The following is a 1,079-nucleotide window of genomic DNA, read 5'->3' as shown; positions in this document are numbered from 1 at the left end:
TCCTCGAGCTTCAGCGTGTGGGTGATCATCGGATCGATCTCGATCTTGCCGGCCATGTACCAGTCGACGATCTTCGGCACGTCGGTGCGGCCGCGCGCGCCGCCGAAGGCGGTGCCCATCCAGGTGCGGCCGGTGACCAGCTGGAACGGCCGCGTCGAGATCTCCTGGCCGGCGCCGGCAACGCCGATGATGACCGACTTGCCCCAGCCGCGATGCGACGCTTCTAGCGCCTGCCGCATGACTTTGGTGTTGCCGGTGCAGTCGAACGTGTAGTCGGCGCCGCCGATCTGGTCGGCGCCGCGCTTGGTCATGTTGACGAGATGAGCCACGATGTCGCCGTCGATCTCCTTCGGATTGACGAAATGCGTCATGCCGAATTTCTCGCCCCATTCCTTCTTGTCGTTGTTCAGGTCGACGCCGATGATCATGTCGGCGCCGGCAAGGCGCAGGCCCTGGATGACGTTGAGGCCGATGCCGCCGAGGCCGAACACGACCGCCGTCGCGCCTTGCTCGACCTTGGCCGTGTTGATCACAGCACCGATGCCGGTGGTGACGCCGCAGCCGATGTAGCAGATCTTGTCGAACGGGGCGTCGGCATTGACCTTGGCCACGGCGATCTCGGGCAGCACGGTGAAGTTGGAGAAGGTCGAGCAGCCCATGTAGTGGAACAGCTTGTCCTTGCCGATCGAGAAGCGCGAGGTGCCGTCCGGCATCAAGCCCTGTCCCTGCGTGGCGCGGATGGCGGTGCACAGATTGGTCTTGCGCGACAGGCAGGACGGGCACTGCCGGCATTCCGGCGTGTAGAGCGGGATGACATGGTCACCCTTCCTGACCGAGGAGACGCCCTTGCCGACGTCGACGACGATGCCGGCGCCCTCGTGGCCGAGGATCGCCGGAAACAGGCCTTCCGGGTCGGCGCCCGACAGCGTGAACTCGTCGGTGTGGCAGATGCCGGTTGCCTTGATCTCGACCAGCACCTCGCCATCACGGGGACCGTCGAGGTCGACCTCCATGATCTCCAGCGGCTTTCCGGCGGCGACGGCGACAGCGGCGCGCGTTTTCATCAGGCAATCCTCCCA

At 65.3% G+C, this 1,079-nt stretch carries 1 protein-coding gene; it reads right to left on the bottom strand.

Annotated features, from left to right (window positions below):
* The coding region (locus tag NKJ91_RS33635) for an S-(hydroxymethyl)glutathione dehydrogenase/class III alcohol dehydrogenase (RefSeq protein ID WP_352458932.1) at positions 1 to 1,064 on the bottom strand (1,064 nt) is incomplete at its 3' end.
* Positions 1,065 to 1,079 lie beyond the last annotated feature (15 nt).

The organism is Mesorhizobium sp. M0040 (assembly GCF_040323505.1).
Taxonomy (GTDB): Bacteria; Pseudomonadota; Alphaproteobacteria; order Rhizobiales; family Rhizobiaceae; genus Mesorhizobium.
Note: the sequence above shows the minus strand (reverse complement) of the source record. Positions and strands in the feature narration are given on the sequence as shown.